Annotated in this window: 18 protein-coding genes; 6 read left to right on the forward strand and 12 right to left on the reverse strand. The window is 70.6% G+C overall.

All coding sequences use genetic code 11. From position 1 onward, the window contains the following. Positions 1–128 precede the first annotated feature (128 nt). The gene (locus ACSYGO_RS13745) at positions 129–632 is read left to right on the forward strand and encodes an HAD domain-containing protein (protein ID WP_460386776.1); all 504 of its coding nucleotides are present in this window, start codon (positions 129–131) and stop codon (positions 630–632) included. Positions 633–690: 58 nt separating this feature from the next. On the opposite strand, the gene dapD is transcribed toward ACSYGO_RS13745, so the two are convergent. The 3 genes from dapD to ACSYGO_RS13760 all read right to left on the reverse strand — a co-directional run bounded on the left by dapD (position 691) and on the right by ACSYGO_RS13760 (position 2,769). Beyond that, on the reverse strand, positions 691–1,680 hold the full coding sequence (dapD, locus tag ACSYGO_RS13750; protein ID WP_095933511.1) for a 2,3,4,5-tetrahydropyridine-2,6-dicarboxylate N-succinyltransferase: 990 nt from the start codon (positions 1,678–1,680) through the stop codon (positions 691–693). A 232-nt stretch (positions 1,681–1,912) separates the two neighbouring features. Next, positions 1,913–2,449 carry a TetR/AcrR family transcriptional regulator gene (locus ACSYGO_RS13755; protein WP_095933512.1) on the reverse strand — a complete coding sequence of 179 codons (537 nt, stop codon included), beginning with the start codon at positions 2,447–2,449 and terminating at the stop codon, positions 1,913–1,915. Beyond that, entirely contained in the window at positions 2,449–2,769 is a 321-nt protein-coding gene (locus tag ACSYGO_RS13760) for a DMT family transporter (RefSeq protein ID WP_095933513.1), read from the reverse strand. The genes ACSYGO_RS13755 and ACSYGO_RS13760 overlap by 1 nt, the downstream gene beginning before the upstream one ends. Positions 2,770–2,918: 149 nt before the next feature. Between ACSYGO_RS13760 and ACSYGO_RS13765 the strand changes: the two genes are divergently transcribed. Further along, on the forward strand, positions 2,919–3,995 hold the full coding sequence (locus tag ACSYGO_RS13765) for a DUF7847 domain-containing protein (RefSeq protein WP_426676087.1): 1,077 nt from the start codon (positions 2,919–2,921) through the stop codon (positions 3,993–3,995). A gap of 12 nt (positions 3,996–4,007) precedes the next feature. Here the strand turns inward: ACSYGO_RS13765 and ACSYGO_RS13770 are convergent, their stop codons facing one another. The 9 genes from ACSYGO_RS13770 to ACSYGO_RS13810 all read right to left on the reverse strand — a co-directional run bounded on the left by ACSYGO_RS13770 (position 4,008) and on the right by ACSYGO_RS13810 (position 11,743). Further along, positions 4,008–5,021 (reverse strand): sulfotransferase family protein, encoded by a 1,014-nt coding sequence (locus ACSYGO_RS13770; RefSeq protein WP_460386778.1) that lies wholly within the window; start codon positions 5,019–5,021, stop codon positions 4,008–4,010. 161 nt (positions 5,022–5,182) lie between these two features. After that, positions 5,183–5,521, reverse strand: a complete 339-nt coding sequence (locus ACSYGO_RS13775) for a metal-sulfur cluster assembly factor (protein WP_028803403.1) — start codon at positions 5,519–5,521, stop codon at positions 5,183–5,185. After that, complete coding sequence (gene sufU, locus ACSYGO_RS13780; protein WP_028803404.1) at positions 5,518–5,991, reverse strand: Fe-S cluster assembly sulfur transfer protein SufU; 474 nt, start codon at positions 5,989–5,991, stop codon at positions 5,518–5,520. The genes ACSYGO_RS13775 and sufU overlap by 4 nt, the downstream gene beginning before the upstream one ends. Positions 5,992–6,006: 15 nt before the next feature. Then, a complete protein-coding gene (locus tag ACSYGO_RS13785; RefSeq protein ID WP_426676085.1) occupies positions 6,007–7,263 on the reverse strand; it encodes a cysteine desulfurase in 1,257 nt (418 codons plus the stop codon). Then, a complete protein-coding gene (gene sufC / locus ACSYGO_RS13790) occupies positions 7,260–8,024 on the reverse strand; it encodes a Fe-S cluster assembly ATPase SufC (RefSeq protein WP_435226713.1) in 765 nt (254 codons plus the stop codon). The genes ACSYGO_RS13785 and sufC overlap by 4 nt, the downstream gene beginning before the upstream one ends. A 7-nt stretch (positions 8,025–8,031) precedes the next feature. Next, a complete protein-coding gene (locus ACSYGO_RS13795; RefSeq protein ID WP_426676083.1) occupies positions 8,032–8,355 on the reverse strand; it encodes a non-heme iron oxygenase ferredoxin subunit in 324 nt (107 codons plus the stop codon). Then, on the reverse strand, positions 8,355–9,536 hold the full coding sequence (gene sufD, locus ACSYGO_RS13800; RefSeq protein WP_426676082.1) for a Fe-S cluster assembly protein SufD: 1,182 nt from the start codon (positions 9,534–9,536) through the stop codon (positions 8,355–8,357). The genes ACSYGO_RS13795 and sufD overlap by 1 nt, the downstream gene beginning before the upstream one ends. A 60-nt stretch (positions 9,537–9,596) precedes the next feature. Further along, positions 9,597–11,018 (reverse strand): Fe-S cluster assembly protein SufB, encoded by a 1,422-nt coding sequence (sufB, locus tag ACSYGO_RS13805; protein WP_426676081.1) that lies wholly within the window; start codon positions 11,016–11,018, stop codon positions 9,597–9,599. After that, entirely contained in the window at positions 11,015–11,743 is a 729-nt protein-coding gene (locus ACSYGO_RS13810; RefSeq protein ID WP_426676080.1) for a helix-turn-helix transcriptional regulator, read from the reverse strand. Before ACSYGO_RS13810 ends, sufB begins: the two co-directional genes overlap by 4 nt. Before the next feature lie 161 nt (positions 11,744–11,904). Here ACSYGO_RS13810 and ACSYGO_RS13815 point away from each other — a divergent pair, with 161 nt between their 5' ends. The 4 genes from ACSYGO_RS13815 to ACSYGO_RS13830 all read left to right on the forward strand — a co-directional run bounded on the left by ACSYGO_RS13815 (position 11,905) and on the right by ACSYGO_RS13830 (position 15,597). Beyond that, the gene (locus ACSYGO_RS13815; protein ID WP_460386780.1) at positions 11,905–12,741 is read left to right on the forward strand and encodes an AAC(3) family N-acetyltransferase; all 837 of its coding nucleotides are present in this window, start codon (positions 11,905–11,907) and stop codon (positions 12,739–12,741) included. A gap of 11 nt (positions 12,742–12,752) precedes the next feature. Next, complete coding sequence (locus ACSYGO_RS13820) at positions 12,753–13,676, forward strand: ABC transporter ATP-binding protein (protein ID WP_432174855.1); 924 nt, start codon at positions 12,753–12,755, stop codon at positions 13,674–13,676. Positions 13,677–13,818: 142 nt separating this feature from the next. Beyond that, on the forward strand, positions 13,819–14,535 hold the full coding sequence (locus ACSYGO_RS13825) for an ABC transporter permease (protein WP_257004661.1): 717 nt from the start codon (positions 13,819–13,821) through the stop codon (positions 14,533–14,535). A gap of 54 nt (positions 14,536–14,589) precedes the next feature. Then, entirely contained in the window at positions 14,590–15,597 is a 1,008-nt protein-coding gene (locus tag ACSYGO_RS13830) for a COX15/CtaA family protein (protein ID WP_426676077.1), read from the forward strand. The last annotated feature ends 9 nt before the right edge of the window (positions 15,598–15,606 follow it).

The following is a 15,606-nucleotide window of genomic DNA, read 5'->3' on the forward strand; positions in this document are numbered from 1 at the left end:
TCTCTTCCCCGGCGGCCCCGGTGAACCGCCCCTGTGCCCCTTGTGACGCCCCTGCCCGGGCGCCGCTATGCCTGGCCCCGGAAAGAATTTCCGAGCCGGTCCCGGCAGGTGTCCCTTACGGTGACGGGGTGAGCCGACCGCTGCTGTTCCTCGACGTCGACGGGCCTCTCAACCCGTACGCCGCCCAGCCGGAACGCCGTCCGGCGGGCTACACGACGATCCGGGTGGCCCTGACGCCGGGCAGGCCGCTGCGGGTGTGGCTGCACCCCGACCACGGCCGGGCACTCCTCACCCTCGACTACGACCTGTGCTGGGCGACCACCTGGATGGACGCGGCGAACCGCTGGATCGGTCCCGTCATCGGGCTGCCCGAGATCCCGTACGTCGACTTCACCGGCGCCCTGTTCGCCGAGCGGCCCGACGGGGTGCACTGGAAGACGGAGCGGATCGTCGCGTACGCGCAGGACCGCCCCTTCGCGTGGGTGGACGACGAACAGAGCCCGGCCGACGACGCGTACGTCGCCGCCCGCCACCCCGCGCCCGCGCTGCTGCGCCACGTCGATCCCCGGCTGGGTCTCGACGAGGACGACTTCACCGCGCTCGCCGAGTTCGCCGCGGGCCTGACCCGATGACGCGTGTGCCCTCCCGCGGACGGCGGGAGGGCACACGGCACGGGTCAGGCGGGTGGGGCTAGTTGTGGCTGTGCAGGACCTCGTTGAGTCCGCCCCACACGGCGTTGTTCGGCCGGGCCTCGACCGTGCCGGTGACCGAGTTGCGGCGGAAGAGGATGTTGGAGGCGCCGGAGAGCTCGCGGGCCTTGACGATCTGGCCGTCGGGCATCGTCACGCGGGTGCCCGCGGTGACGTACAGGCCGGCCTCGACCACGCACTCGTCGCCGAGCGCGATGCCGACGCCCGCCTCGGCGCCGACCAGGCAGCGCTCGCCGATGGTGATGCGGACGTTGCCGCCGCCGGAGAGGGTGCCCATCGTGGAGGCGCCGCCACCGATGTCGGAACCGTCGCCGACCACGACGCCCGCGGAGATGCGGCCCTCGACCATGGAGGTGCCGAGGGTGCCCGCGTTGAAGTTCACGAAGCCCTCGTGCATGACCGTCGTGCCCTCGGCGAGGTGCGCGCCGAGGCGGACCCGGTCGGCGTCGGCGATGCGGACGCCCTTCGGGGCGACGTAGTCCGTCATGCGCGGGAACTTGTCGATCGACGTCACCTGGAGGTGCAGCCCCTCCGCGCGGGCGTTCAGCCGGACCTTCTCGACGTCGTCGACGGCGACCGGGCCGAGCGAGGTCCAGGCGACGTTGGCGAGGTGGCCGAAGATGCCGTCCAGGCTCTGGCCGTGCGGCTTCACCAGGCGGTGCGAGAGCAGGTGCAGCCGCAGGTAGGTGTCGTGCGCGTCGAGCGGCTTGTCGTCCAGGGAGGCGATGACCGTACGGACCGCGACCACCTCGACGCCACGACGGGCGTCCGGGCCGACGGCCTTGGCCGCACCCTCGCCGAGCAGCTCCACGGCGCGCTCGGCGGACAGCCGCTCGGTGCCGGCCGGGCCGGGCTCGGCGGACAGCTCGGGAGCGGGGAACCAGGTGTCGAGGACGGTGCCGTCGGCGGTGACGGTGGCAAGCCCGGCGGCGACGGCGCCGGTGGTGCGAGTAGCAGTCGTGTCGGTCATGGGTGAAACCTAACTTGGCGGGGGCCGCGCGGGCGAACCGGTGCGCCCGGCGTCTCAGCGTGCGGGCGCACCGCCCGCCCGGCTCCGCGTCAGGGCCGCTCGCCTCCTCGCCTACCAGGGCGACATCGGGCACTGCTTCGACGTCCTCGGCGGCGACGTGGGTCCGGGTGCCGTCCCTTCAGCGGCCGGCCGCACCCCGCCGGACAGCGTCCCCGTGCCCGGCGCCGTGCGGTCAGCCGATGAGCCGGCGCAGTGCCTCGCGGGCGTACGCCTCGTCGTACGGCGTGCCGGTCAGCAGCACCTGGAGGCAGATCCCGTCCATCAGGGCGACCAGCGCCCGCGCGGTCACGGGGTCGGTGCGCCGGGCCAGCGGGTCCACGAGGCTCTGGACCCACTCGGCGGCGACGGGACGCAGGGCAGGGCGGCGCAGCGCCGCGAGATACAGCTCGTACTCCAGCTCCACCCCGGTCGGGTCGCCCGCGAGCCACTCGCCCACCAGGCCGGCGAGGTCGGCGGCGAGGTCGGTCCGGGGATCCTCCAGCGCGCCGCGCGCGGCGACGACCTTGGCGAAGCCCTCGTTGGCCTGGCGCAGCGCGGCGACCATCAGTTCGTCGAGTGTCCTGAAGTGGTAGGTGGTGGAGCCGAGCGGCACATCGGCCTCGGCCGCGACGGTCCGGTGGCTCAGCCCGGCGATTCCCCTGGCGCCCACGACACGGATCGCCGCGTCGATGATCCGCTGCCGTCGCTCGGGGTCGTACCGGCGGGCCATCAGTGCGCGCCGCCGAGGTTCAGCAGCACGACCCCGCCGATGATCAGGGCGATACCGGCGAGCTTGGCCGCGCCGATCCCCTCCCCGAGGAACACCATGCCGATCGCGGCGATGACCGCGGTGCCGACACCCGCCCATATCGCGTAGGCCGTGCCGACCGAGACCGTCTTCAGGGTCTGGGCGAGCAGCGCGAACGCGACGACGTACCCGAGGAGGGTCACCAGCGACGGCCACAGCCTGCTGAAACCCTCGCTGTACTTCATGGCGGTGGTCGCGGCCACCTCCGCGGCGATGGCTCCGCCGAGCAGCACATATCCCATGCGTACGAGTGTACTTATCGATGCGTACGCCCGTACGCAAACTGCGGCCCCCTCCCCCATGGGCACCGGGCGGCGCACCGGATATCGTTCGCGATCATCACAGTGGGGGCGGAGTCGTCGGACTCCCGGAGCATGGGAGCGCAAGAAGAATGTCGGACACATCGGGGTGGGGACCAGCGGGGCCGTACGGAGGCCCTCCGGCGGGCTGGGGCTGGACACCGCCGCCCCCGCCGCCCAAGCCGGGCGTCATACCCCTCGCCCCGCTCGGCGTGGACCATGTCTTCGGCGGTGCCTTCACGACGATGCGCCGGTACGCCAAGCCGCTGTTCGGGCTCGCCGCACTGGTCCAGCTCGCCCTGGTGGTGCTGATCGGGGGCGCGGCCGTCCTCGCGTACTTCTCGGTGAGTGACCGGCTGGACGCCCTGTACGACAGCGACCGGCCGCGCTGGAGCGACGTCCAGCCCGTCCTGGTCGCCTTCGGCAGCGTGTGGGCCTTCGCGATGATCGCCGTGCTGGTCGCGAGCGCCTTCGTACAGGCGTCCTGTGTCGCCACCCTGCACGACGCGGTCCTCGGCCGACGGGCCGGCATCGGCCAGGTGTGGCGGCGTTCCTGGCCGCGCACACTGTCCGTGCTCGGCGTGAACCTGCTCATGGGGCTGATCCTGCTGATCCCCATGCTGCTGTTCGCCGCGATGGCCGTCTCGCTCTTCGCGGCGCTGCTCGTCGGCAGCGACAGCCTGTTCGGGATCTTCTTCCTGCTCCTGCTGCTGGCCATGCCGCTGACGGTCTGGCTCTGGGTGCTCTTCTCCTTCGCCCCGGCCGCCGCCGTGCTGGAGGCCGCCCGGCCGGTCGAGGCGCTGCGGCGGTCGATGCGGCTGATCCGGGGCGCCTGGTGGCGCACGTTCGGGATCACGCTGCTCGGCGGACTGACCGTGCTGATCGTCTCGCTGGTGCTGCGCATCCCCACGGTGTTCACGACGCCCGGCCCCCAGCCCTACGACCCCTCGTCGCCGCAGCGCACCAGCATGTCGGACGCGTTCGCGCAGAGCCTGCCGCACCTGGGCCTGTCGTTCACGCTCTCGACGGTCCTCAGCGTCGTCGCCCAGGTGTTCACGATGGTGTTCATGCCGCTGATCACCACCCTGCTCTACATCGACCGGCGCATCCGCCGCGAAGGTCTCGCCGACGTCCTGCTGCGGGCGGCGGAGGCCAACCCGCGCGGCTGAGGGACCGCCGGGTCACGAAGCACTCCGCGCCGCCCCGGACAGGGCGGCCGGACTGCAGGCGACGGGATTCGGTTCCCGCACCCGCGTCACGCGGTCGAGCAGCCGCCGCTTGGCGTGGGCGGCCCGTCGCGAGAACTCCACGCGCCGGTAGCGCAGCAGTTCGGCGGGGTCGGGCCGGACGGCTCCGGCGAGCGTGTACCCCCGGGAGACGAGGCGGTCGCCCAGCACGTCGTCGCACAGCGCGATCTGAGCGGGCGTCAGCCGGGTCGCCCAGCTGCCCGCGCGTGAGGCGTCCAGCTTGCCGTGGGTGCGCCGGTGCCAGGTCTTGCGCGCGGGCACCCCCACCCCGGCCATCCGGTGCGGCTCGCTCATCACGGGGTGGTACTCCTCCCCCAGGAAGCCGCAGACCTCCCGCAGCCGGCCCTCGGGATCGGCCACCAGGTCCTCGAAGCGCAGCTCGTGCCAGCTGCCGGGGCCGAGCGTCTCGGCGTGCCCGCGGGTGGCGTCCATGACCTGCGACCAGGTCGCCACGGCCTCGTGGAATCCGCGGTGCCACCATGGCATGCCGAGCAGCGAGGCGACGCAGTCCCGTCCGTCGCGGACGAGATGGACGAACTGCGCGTCGGGGAACAGCCGCAGCAGCTCGGCGACATGGAGGGCGTACGCGGGCCGCTTGTCGCCCCAGCGGACCTTCCCGTGCTCCTCGGCGTACGCCTTCAGGGCGATGCCGAGTGCCGAGCCGAGCGTCGGGGGACCGTCGGTGATGCGCCGCGCGACCTGCCCGGCGTCCACGCCCAGTTCGTGGAACCGCGTCTGCCGGCGCCCGGTGATCCACCGCGCGAGTCCGGCCCGGTTCGCGCGTTCCACGAGGTCACCGAAGCCCAGCCGCCCCTCGTAGGCCGGCAGGACGAACCGCGTCTCGGGCGGCAGCGCGATCCGTGGATGCGCATGCAGCATCAGCTGGAGAAGGGTGGTCCCGGAGCGGGGACAGCCGAGGACGAAGACGGGGCGCACGGATTCTGGCACGGCCCCACGCTGTCGCGCCCCGATGAGCCCGCTCTGGGAGGCCGCTGAGAAAGCCGTGTGAACCCCGGCCGTGCGGGGAGAGGACCGGCACGACACGACGACGGCCCCCGGCACGGTTGCCGGGGGCCGTCGTCGACTCGCGCGTCGGACGCGGGGGTTGCTCAGACGTTGAAGCCGAGGGCGCGAAGCTGCTCGCGGCCGTCGTCCGTGATCTTGTCCGGGCCCCACGGCGGCATCCAGACCCAGTTGATGCGCAGTTCGTTGACGAGGCCGTCCGTGGCGGACTTGGCCTGGTCCTCGATGACGTCGGTGAGCGGACAGGCCGCCGACGTCAGGGTCATGTCGATCGTCGCAATGTTCGCGTCGTCGATGTGGATGCCGTAGATCAGACCGAGGTTGACGACGTCGATGCCCAGCTCGGGATCGACGACGTCGTACAGCGCCTCGCGGAGTTCCTCCTCGGAGGCCGGCTTCGTCGTCAAGGTCTCGTTCTCGCTCATGCCGTCTTCCTCGCAGCCTTGTCGGGCTCGTCACCCAGTGCCTGGGCCGTCGCGTCCTTCCACGCCATCCAGCTCAGCAGGGCGCACTTGACCCGGGCCGGGTACTTGGAGACACCGGCGAACGCGACCGCGTCCTCCAGCACCTCCTCCATCGCGTCGTCGGGCTCGACCCTGCCCTTGGACTGCATCAGTTCCAGGAAAGTCTCCTGGACCTTCTGCGCCTCGGACACGTCCTTGCCGACGAGCAGTTCGTTCAGTACGGAGGCCGAGGCCTGGCTGATCGAGCAGCCCTGGCCCTCGTACGAGATGTCCTCGATCCGCTCGCCGTCGTACTTCACGCGCAGCGTGATCTCGTCGCCGCACGTCGGGTTGACGTGGTGCACCTCGGCATCGCCATCCCGCAAGCCCCGCCCGTGCGGGTGCTTGTAGTGGTCCAGGATGACTTCCTGGTACATCGAATCAAGCTTCACGTTCCAGCCAGCCCCTCAGCCGAAGAAGTTCCGGACGTGCTCCAGGCCGTCGACCAGCGCGTCGATCTCGGCCGGAGTGGAGTACAGATAGAACGACGCTCGCGTGGTCGCAGGAATTCCGTACCGCAGGCAGACCGGACGTGCGCAGTGGTGCCCGACACGGACGGCGATGCCCTGCTCGTCCAGGACCTGACCCACGTCGTGCGGGTGGATGTCACCCAGCGTGAACGAGATCGCGGCACCGCGGTCCTCGGCCGTGGTCGGGCCGATGATCCGCAGGTCGGGGACCTCCGCGAGCCGCTTCACCGCGTACTCGGTGAGCGCGTGCTCGTGGGCGAGGATCTTGTCCATGCCGATCGAGGACAGGTAGTCGATCGCCGCGCCGAGTCCGACCGCCTGCGCGATCGGGGGCGTGCCCGCCTCGAACTTGTGGGGCGCCGGCGCGTAGGTCGACGAGTGCATCGACACGGTCTCGATCATCTCGCCGCCGCCGAGGAACGGCGGCAGGTCCTCCAGGAGCTCCTGGCGGCCCCAGAGCACGCCGATGCCCGTGGGCCCGCACATCTTGTGACCGGTGAAGGCCACGAAGTCGGCCTGGAGTGCCTGGACGTCGAGGGGCATGTGGGGTGCCGCCTGCGAGGCGTCGATCAGGACCAGGGCGCCGACCTCCTGGGCGCGGCGCACTATCGCCTCGACCGGGTTGACGGTGCCCAGGATGTTCGACACCAGCACGAAGGAGACGATCTTCGTCTTCTCGGTGATGACCTCGTCGATGTTGGAGAGGTCGAGGCGGCCGTCGTCGGTGAGGCCGAACCACTTCAGCTTCGCGCCCGTGCGCTGCGACAGCAGCTGCCACGGCACGATGTTGGAGTGGTGCTCCATCTCCGTGATGACGATCTCGGTCTCGTGGTCGACCCGGTAGGGCTCGTCGGCCCAGCCGAGCATGTTGGCCACGAGGTTGAGCGACTCGGAGGCGTTCTTGGTGAAGATCACCTCGTCGCGGCTCGGCGCGTTGATGAACGCGGCGACCTTGTCGCGCGCGCCCTCGTACAGCGCCGTGGCCTCCTCGGCGAGCACATGCACACCGCGGTGGACGTTGGCGTTGTAGCGCTCGTAGTACTCACTGAGGGCGTCCAGCACCTGGCGCGGCTTCTGCGAGGTCGCCGCATTGTCCAGGTACACGAGCTTCTTGCCGTCGTGGACCAGTCGGTCCAGGACGGGGAAGTCCTTGCGGATCGCCTCGGTGTCGAGGAGGCCCGGCAGCTGTGTCACGCGGATACGCCACCCTTCGTGTAAGCCTCGTAGCCCTCGTTCTCCAGCTTGTCGGCGAGCTCGGCGCCGCCGGACTCGACGATCCGGCCGGCGGAGAAGACGTGGACGAAGTCGGGCTTGATGTAGCGCAGGATGCGCGTGTAGTGAGTGATCAGCAGGGTGCCGACCTCGCCGGTCTCGCGGACGCGGTTGACGCCCTCGGAGACGATGCGCAGGGCGTCGACGTCCAGGCCGGAGTCGGTCTCGTCGAGGATCGCGATCTTCGGCTTGAGCAGCTCCAGCTGGAGGATCTCGTGGCGCTTCTTCTCACCGCCGGAGAAGCCCTCGTTCACGTTGCGCTCGGCGAAGGAGGGGTCCATGTTGAGGTGCTCCATGGCCTCCTTGACCTCCTTCACCCAGGTGCGCAGCTTGGGGGCCTCGCCGCGGATCGCGGTGGCGGAGGTGCGCAGGAAGTTGGAGACGGAGACGCCGGGGACCTCGACCGGGTACTGCATCGCCAGGAACACGCCGGCGCGGGCGCGCTCGTCGACGGACATCTCCAGGACGTCCTCACCGTCGAGGGTGACGGTGCCGCCGGTGACCGTGTACTTCGGGTGGCCCGCGAGCGAGTAGGCGAGAGTCGACTTGCCGGAGCCGTTGGGGCCCATGATGGCGTGGGTCTCGCCCTGCTTCACGGTGAGGTCGACGCCCTTGAGGATCTCCTTCGTGGCGTTGTCGGCCTCGACGGTGACGTGCAGGTCGTGGATTTCAAGCGTTGCCATGGGTTCCTCAGGACTCCTGGGTGAGGGAGACGAACACGTCGTCCCCTTCGATCTTTACGGGGTATACGGGGACGGGGCGCGTCGCGGGAAGGCCGGACGGCTTGCCGGTGCGGAGGTCGAAGCTGGAGCCGTGCAGCCAGCACTCGATCTGGCAGTCCTCCACCTCGCCCTCGGAGAGGGAGACGTTCGCGTGCGAGCAGATGTCGTGGATCGCGAACACCTCGCCCTCGGTGCGGACGACCGAGACCGGCGTGCCGTCGAGCTCCACCCGCTTCGGGGTGTCGTCCTCCAGCTCGCTCAGTCCACAGGCGCGTACGAAGGTGGTGGTCATCAGACCGACGCCTCCAGCTCCTCGTCGATCTTCACGAGAAGGCGCTCTTCGATGTCGTCGACGCCGATCTGCTGGACCAGTTCGGCGAAGAAGCCGCGGACGACCAGGCGGCGGGCCTCGCCGGCCGGGATGCCGCGGGCCATCAGGTAGAACAGCTGCTCGTCGTCGAAGCGGCCGGTGGCGGAGGCGTGGCCCGCGCCGACGATCTCGCCGGTCTCGATCTCCAGGTTCGGCACGGAGTCGACCCGGGCGCCGTCCGTCAGGACGAGGTTGCGGTTCATCTCGTAGGTGTCGGTGCCCTCGGCCTTGGCCTCGATGAGCACGTCACCGATCCACACCGCGTGCGCGCCGTCGCCCTGGAGCGCGCCCTTGTAGGCGACGTTGGACTTGCAGTGCGGGGTGTTGTGGTCGACGAGGAGGCGGTGCTCCTGGTGCTGGCCCGAGTCCGTGAAGTACAGACCGAACAGCTCGGCCTCGCCGCCGGTGCCGGAGTAGGCGACGCGCGGGTGCAGCCGGACCACGTCACCGCCGAAGGTGACGACGAACGACTTGAAACCGGCGTCCCGGCCGATCAGCGCGTTGTGCTGGCCGACGTGGACGGCCTTGTCGTCCCAGTCCTGGACCGAGACCACGGTGAGCTTGGCGCCGTCGCCGAGGATGTAGTCGACGTTGGCGGCGAGCACCGCGTCACCGGTGTGGTCGATGACCACGACGGCCTCGGCGAAGGCACCGAGCTCGATGACCTGGTGGCCGTAGGCGACGCCGCCCTCGCCGCGCACGGCGATGCGGATCGGCTCGGTGAGCACCGTCTCCTTGGGGACGGTGACGACACCGGCCTTCTCGAACGCCGAGTACGCCTGGGCGGCGATGCGGTCCACGGGGGTGCCGGCCCTGCCCAGCCGCGCGTCGTCGCGGCCGACGGTCTCGACGACGACGCCCTCGGGCGCGTCGATGTCGACCTTCACGCCGTCGCCGGTCGCGACGGCGGTGCCGTCGTGCAGCCCGCGCAGTCGCTCCAGCGGCGTGAACCGCCATTCCTCCTCGCGGCCGTGGGGGACGGGGAAGTCCGCCACGTCGAAGGACGGGGGCGCGCTCATGCGCGTGGCGACGGTCGACTCGGCGGCCACCGCGATCTGGCCGGCGGTGGTGGACCCCACCGGAATATTCTGAGCCTCAGCCATGGCTGTCGGTCTGCTCTCTTCCTACGTCAGAAATTGCTGGCTGCTGTCGAGGGGGCGGTCCTAGCCGACCGCGCCTTCCATCTGCAGCTCGATCAGCCGGTTGAGCTCAAGGGCGTACTCCATGGGCAGCTCCTTGGCGATCGGCTCGACGAAGCCGCGCACGATCATCGCCATCGCCTCGAACTCGGTCAGACCACGGCTCATCAGGTAGAAGAGCTGGTCCTCGGAGACCTTGGAGACGGTCGCCTCGTGGCCCATGGACACGTCGTCCTCACGGACGTCGACGTACGGGTACGTGTCGGAGCGGGAGATGGTGTCGACGAGCAGCGCGTCGCACAGCACGTTCGACTTGGAGCCGGCCGCGCCCTCGCCGATCTCGACCAGACCGCGGTAGGACGTACGGCCGCCACCGCGCGCCACGGACTTCGACACGATGTTCGACGAGGTGTTCGGCGCCATGTGGACCATCTTGGAGCCGGCGTCCTGGTGCTGGCCCTCGCCCGCGAAGGCGATGGACAGGGTCTCGCCCTTGGCGTGCTCGCCCATCAGGTAGACGGCCGGGTACTTCATGGTGACCTTGGAGCCGATGTTGCCGTCGATCCACTCCATGGTCGCGCCCTCGTACGCCACGGCGCGCTTGGTGACCAGGTTGTAGACGTTGTTCGACCAGTTCTGGATGGTCGTGTAGCGGCAGCGGGCGCCCTTCTTCACGATGATCTCGACCACCGCGGAGTGCAGGGAGTCCGACTTGTAGATCGGCGCCGTACAACCCTCGACGTAGTGGACGTAGGCGTCCTCGTCGACGATGATCAGCGTCCGCTCGAACTGGCCCATGTTCTCCGTGTTGATACGGAAGTAGGCCTGGAGCGGGATCTCGACGTGCACGCCCTTCGGCACGTAGATGAACGAGCCGCCCGACCACACGGCGGTGTTCAGCGAGGCGAACTTGTTGTCACCGACGGGGATGACGGTGCCGAAGTACTCCTTGAAGAGCTCCGGGTGCTCCTTCAGCGCCGTGTCGGTGTCCAGGAAGATGACGCCCTGCTCCTCCAGGTCCTCGCGGATCTGGTGGTAGACGACCTCGGACTCGTACTGGGCCGCGACACCGGCGACGAGACGCTGCTTCTCCGCCTCCGGGATGCCGAGCTTGTCGTACGTGTTCTTGATGTCCTCGGGCAGGTCCTCCCAGGACTCCGCCTGCTTCTCCGTGGAACGTACGAAGTACTTGATGTTGTCGAAGTCGATGCCCGACAGGTCCGAGCCCCAGTTGGGCATGGGCTTCTTGTCGAAGAGACGCAGGCCCTTGAGGCGGAGCTTGGTCATCCACTCCGGCTCGTTCTTCTTGGCCGAGATGTCCCGGACGACGTCCTCGCTCAGACCGCGCTTGGCAGAGGCGCCGGCCTCGTCGGAGTCGGCCCAGCCGTATTCGTACTTGCCCAGACCCTCGAGTTCGGGGTGGGCAGTCTCCGTGGGGAGCGTCATGCGGGGTTCCTCCCGGCCGTGCTTGCAGATGCGTTGTCGGTGTTCTTGGAAATCTTGGGGATGAACGTGGTGCACACCCCGTCGCCGTGGGCGATGGTCGCCAGCCGCTGGACGTGCGTGCCGAGCAACTGGGAGAAGAACTCGGTCTCCGCCTCGCACAGCTGCGGGAACTGTTCGGCGACGTGGGCGACCGGACAGTGGTGCTGGCAGAGCTGCTCGCCCCGCTGGGGGTGCGGCGCGCTGCGCGCCGTAGCAGCGTACCCGTCGGCGCTCAGGGCCTTGGCCAGCGCTTCGGTGCGCTCCTCGGGGTCCGCGGCGTCGACGGCCTCGCGGTAGGCGCGGGCCTGCGCGGCGATCCGGGCGCGGGCGAAGGAGAGGATCGCCTCGTCCCCGCCCTCGCGGGCCGCGATCCAGCTCAGGGCGTCGGCGGCGAGCTTGTCGTAGGACTGGTCGAAGGCGTCCCGGCCGCAGTCCGTCAGGGCGAACACCTTGGCGGGACGGCCGCGGGTACGCGCTCCGTAGACCCGCTGCTCGCGCGCGACCACGACGTCGTCGGCGACGAGTGCGTCGAGGTGACGGCGCACGGCGGCCTGGGTCAGCTCCAGCCGCCCGGCGAGGTCGGCCACGGTCGACGGGCCGTGATCCAGGATGGACCGCGCGACCCGGTTGCGTGTGGGCAACCCGGCCGCGAGATCCTCTCGCGGAGCCTCGCCAACGTTTTTCACAACGCCATTGTTGCGTAATTCCTCAGAGCCTGACAAGCCGCGCCCTGACAGGCCGACGGTGCCGTGCATCACTTAGGTATACCTAAGATGACCTGGGGAAACGATCTTTGATCGATCAATTCGGTGGCGCCGGGACAGGCCGTCCGGGAGACTCCCGAACCATGCCCACACCCCCTCCGACCGGCCCACTCGTCACTCGGGACACCCTCGCCGCGGACCTTCGCACGCTCGGGGTACGGCCCGGGGAGACACTGCTCGTGCACTCCTCGCTCAGCGCCCTCGGATGGGTGAACGGAGGCCCGGTCGCCGCCGTCCAGGCACTGCTCGACACGCTCGGCCCCGACGGCACTCTGGTGGTCCCCACGCAGTCCGGCGACCTGTCCGACCCGGCGCTGTGGAGCAATCCGCCCGTGCCCGAGGAGTGGTGGGCGACCATCCGCGCCACCATGCCCGTGTACGACCCGCGGGTGACCCCCACCCGGGGTGTCGGTGTGATCCCGGAGACCGTGCGCAACTGGCCGGGCGCCGTGCGCAGCGCGCACCCGGAGACCTCGTTCGCGGCGCTCGGTCCACGCGCCGCGGCGGTCCTCGAAGGCCACGCGCCCGACTGCCGGCTCGGCGAGCGGAGCCCGCTGGCCCGCCTGGAGGCCGACGGTGCGCGCGTCCTGCTGCTGGGGGCCGGCTACGACGCCTGCACCAGCTTCCATCTGGCCGAGTACCGCATCGCGTCGCCCGTCGTCGACGTGGGGCGGCCGTCCCCGCGGGGCTGGCGGACCGTGCGTGAGGTGTCGATCACCTCGGACGGGTTCGACGCACTGGGCTCCGACTACGAACGGGACCGCCCCGTCGTCCGGGGCGCCGTGGGCGCCGCCGTCGCCCGGCTCTTCCCGGTCGCCGACGCCGTGGCGTACGCGGAGCGCTGGCTGGCGCTGCACCGCCCGCGCGAGCTCGCGGTCGATACGGCCCCCGGCGCCCCGGCACCCCGACGACGTCCTTAGAATTGCGCCTCATGCGAAGCGAGCCCGTCGTCCAGGTCCAGGCCCTGGTGAAGCGGTACGGCACGAAGACCGCGGTGGACGGTCTCGACCTGGTGGCCGAGGCGGGTATCACCGCCGTACTCGGCCCCAACGGCGCCGGCAAGACCACCACCGTCGAGACCTGCGAGGGCTACCGCAGACCCGACTCGGGCACCGTGCGCGTCCTCGGCCTCGACCCGGTCCGGGAGGCGGCCGCGCTGCGCCCCCGCATCGGCGTCATGCTCCAGTCCGGCGGCGTCTACTCCGGCGCCCGTGCCGACGAGATGCTCCGCCACGTGGCCCGGCTGCACGCCCACCCCCTGGACGTGGACACCCTCATCGAGCGGCTCGGCCTCGGCAGCTGCGGCCGTACCAGCTACCGGCGCCTGTCCGGCGGCCAGCAGCAGCGTCTCGCGCTCGCCATGGCCGTGGTCGGCCGCCCCGAGCTGGTCTTCCTCGACGAGCCGACCGCCGGCCTCGACCCCCAGGCCCGCCACGCGACCTGGGACCTGGTCCGCGACCTGCGCAACGACGGTGTCTCCGTCATCCTCACCACCCACCACATGGACGAGGCGGAGCAGCTCGCCGACGACGTCGCGATCATCGACACCGGCAGGGTCATCGCCCACGGCACCCCCGAGGAGCTGTGCCGGGGCGGCGCCGAGAACACCCTGCGGTTCACCGGCCGCCCCGGACTCGACGTGGCCTCCCTGCTGAAGGCCCTGCCCGCGGACTGCACGGCCGCCGAACTGACACCCGGCGCCTACCGGGTCACCGGCAAGGTGGACCCCCAGCTGCTGGCGACCGTGACCTCGTGGTGTGCCCAGCACGGCGTGCTGCCGGAGAAGATCTCCGTCGAGCGCCACACCCTCGAAGACGTCTTCCTCGAACTGACCGGCAAGGAGCTGCGCGCATGACCCGGGTTCGCCTCTCCGCCGGCCAGGCGTCCGGGGGCCGTCCCCCGGGACGGCACAGTCTCGAACCGACCGGCAAGGAGCTGCGTCCGTGACCACCGCCGGCACCTACACGCCCAAACCCGGCGCCGCACCCCTGCCCCGCATGATCGGCACGCAGGCGGCGCTGGAGACGAAGATGCTGCTCCGCAACGGCGAGCAGCTCCTGCTCACCGTCGTCATCCCGACGCTCCTGCTGGTGCTGTTCAGCTCGGTCGACGTCGTCGACACCGGCAAGGGCGAGGCGGTCGACTTCCTCGCGCCGGGCATCCTCGCCCTCGCCGTGATGTCGACCGCGTTCACCGGGCAGGCCATCGCCACCGGCTTCGAGCGGCGCTACGGCGTCCTCAAGCGGCTCGCCTCCTCCCCGCTCCCCCGCTGGGGCCTGATGGCCGCGAAGACCGTGTCGGTCCTGGTCACCGAGGTCCTCCAGGTCGTGCTGCTCACGGTGATCGCCTTCGCGCTGGGCTGGTCGCCACACGGCAACCCGCTCGCCGTGCTGCTCCTGCTCGTGCTGGGCACGGCCGCCTTCTCCGGGCTCGGCCTGCTCATGGCCGGCACGCTGAAGGCGGAGGCCACGCTGGCCGCCGCCAACCTCGTCTTCCTGCTCCTGCTGGTCGGCGGCGGGGTCGTCGTACCGCTCGACAAGTTCCCGTCCGGCGCCCAGGACGTCCTCGGCCTGCTGCCGATCTCCGCGCTCTCCGACGGGCTGCGCGACGTGCTCCAGCACGGGGCCGGCATGCCGTGGGGCGACCTCGGCATCCTCGCCGGGTGGGCCGTCGTGGGCCTCGCCGCGGCGGGCCGGTTCTTCCGCTGGGAGTAGCGATATGCCCGGGTGCGGGGCCCTCGTGAAGACGTGCACAAGCGGCCCCCTACGATGGTGTGCGTGCCAAACGTGACCCGAGCCGACGCGATCAGCGCGGTGCGCAACCCTCTCGCCTTCATCGCCGGACGCTGGACCCCGACGTCCCGGACCGTCCGGCGCGCGGCCCTCGCCGCGCTCGTGATGGCGGTCGTCATCGTGGTCACCGGTGGCGCCGTACGGCTCACCGGCTCCGGCCTCGGCTGCCCGACCTGGCCGAAGTGCACCGACGACTCGCTCACCGCCACGAGCGCGATGGGCTTCCACGGCGCGATCGAGTTCGGCAACCGCATGCTGACGTACGTGCTGTGCGCGGCCGTCGGCTGGGCGATCATCGCCGCCCGCTCGCAGAAGCCGTGGCGGCGCAGCCTCACCCGGCTCGGCTGGGCCCAGTTCTGGATCGTCATGAGCAACGCGATCCTCGGCGGCATCGTCGTGCTGGTCGGCCTCAACCCGTACACGGTCGCCGCCCACTTCCTGCTCTCCACCGCGCTCATCACCGTCGCGGCCCTCATGTGGCAGCGCACCCGCGAGGGCGACGCCGAGGCGCGTCCGCTCGTCGGCAAGTCGGTGCAGCAGCTCGTGTGGTTCCTGGTCGCCGCCGCGGTCCTGCTGATCGCGGTCGGCACGGTCGTCACCGGTGCGGGCCCGCACGCCGGTGACTCGAGCGAGGTCGACCGCATGCACGTCGGCTGGGAGAACGTGGCCAAGCTGCACGCCGTGCTGGCCTGGATCGTGGTGACGCTCACCTTCGCCCTGTGGTTCGTGCTCAAGGCGGTCGACGCCCCCAAGGGCCCGCTGCACCGGACCCGCGATCTGTTCCTCGTGCTGCTCGCCCAGGGCGTCATCGGCTACGTCCAGTACTTCACGGACCTGCCCGAGGCGCTGGTGGGCCTCCACATGCTCGGGTCCTGCCTGGTCTGGATCGCGGTGCTGCGCGTCCTGCTCTCGCTGCGCGAACGCCCGGACGTCGTCGCCGACCTGCCCGGCCCCTCGGCGGAGTCGGCGCTCACCCGCGCGTGAGCCCCGCGC

This window comes from Streptomyces krungchingensis, assembly GCF_054729265.1.

Bases quoted from the DNA above. Each gene is read 5' to 3' on its own strand.
- dapD (WP_095933511.1), bottom strand. From the start codon at position 1,680: ATGACCGACACGACTGCTACTCGCACCACCGGCGCCGTCGCCGCCGGG.
- ACSYGO_RS13755 (WP_095933512.1), bottom strand. From the start codon at position 2,449: ATGGCCCGCCGGTACGACCCCGAGCGACGGCAGCGGATCATCGACGCG.
- ACSYGO_RS13760 (WP_095933513.1), bottom strand. From the start codon at position 2,769: ATGGGATATGTGCTGCTCGGCGGAGCCATCGCCGCGGAGGTGGCCGCG.
- ACSYGO_RS13765 (WP_426676087.1), top strand. From the start codon at position 2,919: ATGTCGGACACATCGGGGTGGGGACCAGCGGGGCCGTACGGAGGCCCT.
- ACSYGO_RS13775 (WP_028803403.1), bottom strand. From the start codon at position 5,521: ATGAGCGAGAACGAGACCTTGACGACGAAGCCGGCCTCCGAGGAGGAA.
- sufC (WP_435226713.1), bottom strand. From the start codon at position 8,024: ATGGCAACGCTTGAAATCCACGACCTGCACGTCACCGTCGAGGCCGAC.
- ACSYGO_RS13795 (WP_426676083.1), bottom strand. From the start codon at position 8,355: ATGACCACCACCTTCGTACGCGCCTGTGGACTGAGCGAGCTGGAGGAC.
- sufD (WP_426676082.1), bottom strand. From the start codon at position 9,536: ATGGCTGAGGCTCAGAATATTCCGGTGGGGTCCACCACCGCCGGCCAG.
- sufB (WP_426676081.1), bottom strand. From the start codon at position 11,018: ATGACGCTCCCCACGGAGACTGCCCACCCCGAACTCGAGGGTCTGGGC.
- ACSYGO_RS13815 (WP_460386780.1), top strand. From the start codon at position 11,905: ATGCCCACACCCCCTCCGACCGGCCCACTCGTCACTCGGGACACCCTC.
- ACSYGO_RS13820 (WP_432174855.1), top strand. From the start codon at position 12,753: ATGCGAAGCGAGCCCGTCGTCCAGGTCCAGGCCCTGGTGAAGCGGTAC.
- ACSYGO_RS13825 (WP_257004661.1), top strand. From the start codon at position 13,819: ATGATCGGCACGCAGGCGGCGCTGGAGACGAAGATGCTGCTCCGCAAC.
- ACSYGO_RS13830 (WP_426676077.1), top strand. From the start codon at position 14,590: ATGGTGTGCGTGCCAAACGTGACCCGAGCCGACGCGATCAGCGCGGTG.